A 4,696-nucleotide genomic window follows, 5' to 3' on the forward strand; every position below is an offset into this window, starting at 1 on the left:
GGAGAATTATATCCTGGAGATATTGGCGTTATAACAACTTCAGATGTTATTTTAGCTGGAGACGTTTTAGGTGAAACTACTTATACTAATACCTATACTACAATTACACAACCAGTATTAAGTGTACAAGCTATCGCCGATAATGATAAAGATTACCAAAAACTTGGAGAGGCTTTAGACTTATTAAATATAGAAGACCCTCAACTAGACTTTAAATGGTATAAAGAAGATCGTGAGTTTCATTTACGAATACTAGGCCCTATTCAAACAGAAGTACTTAAAGACAGCTTATTACAGCGTTTTAATATTGCTGCACACTTTTTAAAACCTAAAGTAATATATAAAGAAACACCTAAGCAAGCTGCAGAAGGATATGTGCGCTATTGGATGCCAAAACCATGCTGGGCTATAATGACCTTTTTAATAGAACCCGGAGACCAAGGAAGCGGTGTACAATTTAACTCCAAAGTGCGTACTACAGACATTTCTGTAAAATACCAGAACGAAGTTAAACGAGCAGTGCCATGGGCATTACGTCAAGGCATTAAAGGATGGGAAGTTACCGATGTAAAAATCACTTTAATAGAAGGATCTGAACATAACATACATTCTAATCCAGGAGATTTTCTGCTAGCGACCCCTATGGGAATACTACGTGGCTTAGAACTAGCAGATACCGATTTGTTAGAACCTATGTATGCCTTTCAAATAAAAGCACATCAAGACACATTGGGTGCTATTTCTAGCGATTTAAATAAAATGAATGCTCAAATTGATGCTCCAGAATTTAACGGAAATCATTTTACTTTAACAGGAAGAGTTCCTGTAGAACAAGCTATGGATTACGGTATTAAATTCTCTGCAACAACCTCAGGTAAGGGACGTTTAAAATTAAATTTAGATGGGTATGAAAAAACAACCACTACTACAGAAAAAATAAGAGATTATAAAGGAGTGTCGCCACTAGACGAAGCGCAATGGATACTACACAAACGTGGTGCTTTTAAAGCAGACGAACGGAAAAATTGGTAATAGTATAAACTTACTCTATTTCAAATTTATAACCAACACCATGAATATTAGTAATTTTAATAGCATCATCGTCTTGCAGTTTTTTACGTAATTTAGAAATATAAGTATCTAAACTTCTACCAACAAAAACACCATTATCTTCCCAAACCTTCTTATTAAACTCATCACGCTTTATAATCTGATTTGGATTAGCCACAAGTATCTCTAAAAGTTCACATTCTTTTTTAGATAAACTAATTTCTTCGGTCTCTTTAACCAATTTATTTTGTTCAGGATAAAAACGAAAACGTCCTACTCGTGTATACGTTGCATCAAGAGTTTCTATTGCTTCTTTTGTTTGCTGTTTTTTCTTTTTTGATATAAAAACATCTAATAATAATAGTAAACACACAAAACCAATAATGTATAATATTATTTGCGTCTTAAAAAAAAGCTGATCTCGTTTAGTAAATTTTATTTCAATAGTATAACAACCTTTAGGTAAATAGCGTCCAGAGCAAGGTATAATTGTATTTTCTTCAAGAATACTCATTTCATAACTATAACCTACTAATTGCTCAAAACACTGCAATACAGACACACGATAATGTTTGGACAAATCGGTTTTAGTAAATACACTATCTACAATAGTTACCAAATTATGAGGCTCAAAAGACAGTTCATTTTCAAAAGATAATAGGTAAGTACTCTTTTTATTCTCTATTACAGGTAAAATTAATGAAGTAGAATCTTTATTAGATAACAATAATTGATTCCCTATTTCTCTAATTGCAATTTTAGCACGATCGTTAAATGTCTCCTGCTCTTTTTTCGATTTAAAAAATAAAGCAGCTGCTATAACTAATAAAAGCAGTACGATATAAATATATGTTTTTTTCTTACTCATAGTTTATGCAAATAACATGCAATTTCATGACATTTTACAACCGTTGACACTTCTTTTACACTTTTTTGACACTTTTTGCGAGTGCTACCAATAGTTTTACCATCAGAATTAATCATAAAACAAACAGACATGAAATCACGTATTCTATTATTTATTATTACAATTTGCTCACTATCATTTAGTACAGCACAAGAACAACCTTTAAATATTAATGCCGCTACAAGTCAATTAAAATGGTTTGGTGAATATACTTTTTATTTTGGCGGACACGATGGCACTATTAGTTTTAAAGAAGGTTATTTTCTAAAATTAGGAGATGTTATTACAGGAGGTGAGTTTATTATAGATATGACTTCTATAATATGTAATGATTTAGAATCTCAAAAGGCAAAAGATGGTCTTGTTAAGCATTTAAAAGATCCCGATTTTTTTGATGTTGCAAACTATAAAGAAGCTAAACTAGTAATTACAAGTGTAAACTACCACACAGCAACTACTATGAAGGTATTTGCCAATTTAACTATTAAAGGCATAACAAAACCTATAAATTTTAATGCAGAAGTCGATTTCGAAAAAGAACAAATGACAACACGCTTTAAAATAGACAGAACCCGTTGGGGAATAAACTATAATAGCGATATAAAAGATAACGCTATATCTGATGCTATCGGTTTTGAAGCAACTTTAAACTTAAAGTAATGAAACATATAATTGCATCTATCGCATTACTAATATGTGCTTTACAAAGTAACGCACAACAAGACGAAATAAAACAAAGTGTACTTATAGCAGATACCACTTGGTTAGAAGAGGTTATTCCTTTTCCTATAAGGTTTGCTCCAGAAATTAAATATCAAGGCTTTGAAGATCTCCGTTTTGCGAAACATTGGAGCGATAAAACACATCCCGAATTTTGGTCTTATCTATTTACATGGCACGTAAAAGGTGAAATAAAGCCAACAGTGGAAACATTAGAAACCAATTTAAAACATTATTATAATGGACTCATGGGCGTTGTTAACAAAGATAAAACGTTTAAAGTTCCAGACAGTAATATTCTATTTATAGAAACAGAAACTTTAGATAAATCACCACTTTATGTAGGGAAAGCTAAAATTTACGATTCGTTTCATACTAAAACAATTATTACTTTTAACATACAAGTAACCTATCGCTATTGTAAGGTTTCAAACACATCAGATATTATTTTTAAGCTATCACCACAGGCGTTTAATCATAATATATGGCAACGTTTTAAAACGATAAAATTTAAAGAAAACACCTGTTATTAAACAAAAACATAAAAGCTTAGAGTTTCTTTTTAACAAAACAACTCTAAGCTTATACATTATATTAAATAACAAACCACTCCTCTATTTGTAATTTATTCTAAATAAAAAGTTAATTAAACCCACCTTTAATAGTAGTAGTCTTAAGGTTTCTTAAATTTGTTTAATTACTAAACCTTAAAACTCTTTAAGGTACAAAATAATTAAACATTATGAATAATTTTGAATATGTAAACCCTACCAAAATTATATTTGGTAAGGACACTATAAAAAAAGTTGCACAAGAAATACCTACAAATGCTAAAGTGTTGTTGCTCTATGGAGGCGGAAGCATTAAACAAAATGGAATTTACAATCAAGTAAAAGCAGCATTAAAAAATACAGAAATATTAGAGTTTGGTGGCATCCCTCCTAACCCAGAATACTCCATTTTAATGCAAGCCTTAAAAATTATTAAAGAAGAAAATATAACATTTTTATTAGCTGTTGGTGGTGGCTCTGTAATAGATGGCACCAAGTTTTTAGCCTCAGCAGCATTATATAAAGGAGATACACCTTGGGATATACTTAAAAACGGAATCCGCACAACTAAAGGTATGCCATTTGGTACCGTTTTAACACTTCCAGCTACTGGATCGGAAATGAATTCGGGAGCCGTTATCACCAACGCAGAAACAAAAGAAAAATTAGGAATGGGAGGCTCTGGACTATTCCCAACCTTTTCTATTTTAGATCCACAAGTAGTAGTTTCTATACCAAAAAGACAACTAGCCAATGGTATTACTGATGCTTTTACACATGTTTTAGAACAATACATGACCTACCCTATTGGAGCAAAACTCCAAGATCGTTTTGCAGAAAGTATTTTACAGACTTTAATAGAAATAGCACCAGTAGTTTTAGAAGATCCAACTAATCATGAAGCAACATCAAACTTTATGTGGTGTTGTACAATGGCTTTAAACGGATTAATACAAAAAGGTGTCCCTACAGATTGGGCCATACATGGTATAGGTCATGAATTAACTGCGTTATTTGGTATAGACCATGCGAGAACATTGGCTGTAATAGCGCCTAGCCATTACAAGTTTAATTTTGAAACTAAAAAAGAAAAACTAGCACAATACGGAACACGTGTTTGGAATATTACTGAAGGAAATACTGAAACTATAGCACATATTGCTATAGAAAAAACAGAAGCCTTTTTCAACTCCTTAGGTATAGATACTAAATTATCTGAATACACTTCTCAATATGAAGGAACTGCCGAAAAAATCTCAAAACGTTTTACAGAACGTGGTTGGTCAGGTATTGGTGAACATAAATCCTTAACACCAGACAATGTAGAAGCAATTGTAAAAATGGCTTATTAAACACATAGTAAAATACCCAATTATTAATAAAGCCTTGAACAATAATTTTAAACTATTTATAATTTTTATATGTGTAAGGCAATTATGCCTAATAAAGCACGTTAAATAGTATTATG

5 protein-coding genes are annotated in these 4,696 nt (G+C 31.6%); 4 read left to right on the plus strand and 1 reads right to left on the minus strand.

Annotated elements, in window-relative coordinates:
* Positions 1-1,032, plus strand: a 1,032-nt coding sequence (locus tag ACVC2P_RS06720) for a hypothetical protein (protein WP_452597707.1), incomplete at its 5' end; no start/stop codon positions are given.
* Between the two features lie 10 nt (positions 1,033-1,042).
* Here the strand turns inward: ACVC2P_RS06720 and ACVC2P_RS06725 are convergent.
* Positions 1,043-1,918, minus strand: a complete 876-nt coding sequence (locus ACVC2P_RS06725; RefSeq protein WP_452597708.1) for a winged helix-turn-helix domain-containing protein — start codon at positions 1,916-1,918, stop codon at positions 1,043-1,045.
* 129 nt (positions 1,919-2,047) lie between these two features.
* On the opposite strand from ACVC2P_RS06725, the gene ACVC2P_RS06730 reads away from it, so the two are divergent.
* The 3 genes from ACVC2P_RS06730 (at position 2,048) to ACVC2P_RS06740 (ending at position 4,580) form a co-directional block, all read left to right on the plus strand.
* Positions 2,048-2,617: a YceI family protein gene (locus ACVC2P_RS06730; RefSeq protein WP_452597709.1), complete on the plus strand. Its 570-nt coding sequence runs from the start codon at positions 2,048-2,050 to the stop codon at positions 2,615-2,617.
* Positions 2,617-3,210 carry a hypothetical protein gene (locus ACVC2P_RS06735; protein ID WP_452597710.1) on the plus strand — a complete coding sequence of 198 codons (594 nt, stop codon included), beginning with the start codon at positions 2,617-2,619 and terminating at the stop codon, positions 3,208-3,210. Before ACVC2P_RS06730 ends, ACVC2P_RS06735 begins: the two co-directional genes overlap by 1 nt.
* 209 nt (positions 3,211-3,419) lie before the next feature.
* Complete coding sequence (locus ACVC2P_RS06740; protein WP_452597711.1) at positions 3,420-4,580, plus strand: iron-containing alcohol dehydrogenase; 1,161 nt, start codon at positions 3,420-3,422, stop codon at positions 4,578-4,580.
* Positions 4,581-4,696 lie beyond the last annotated feature (116 nt).

This window comes from Pontimicrobium sp. MEBiC01747, from assembly GCF_053601635.1.

Bases quoted from the DNA above. Each gene is read 5' to 3' on its own strand.
- ACVC2P_RS06725 (WP_452597708.1), bottom strand. From the start codon at position 1,918: ATGAGTAAGAAAAAAACATATATTTATATCGTACTGCTTTTATTAGTT.
- ACVC2P_RS06730 (WP_452597709.1), top strand. From the start codon at position 2,048: ATGAAATCACGTATTCTATTATTTATTATTACAATTTGCTCACTATCA.
- ACVC2P_RS06735 (WP_452597710.1), top strand. From the start codon at position 2,617: ATGAAACATATAATTGCATCTATCGCATTACTAATATGTGCTTTACAA.
- ACVC2P_RS06740 (WP_452597711.1), top strand. From the start codon at position 3,420: ATGAATAATTTTGAATATGTAAACCCTACCAAAATTATATTTGGTAAG.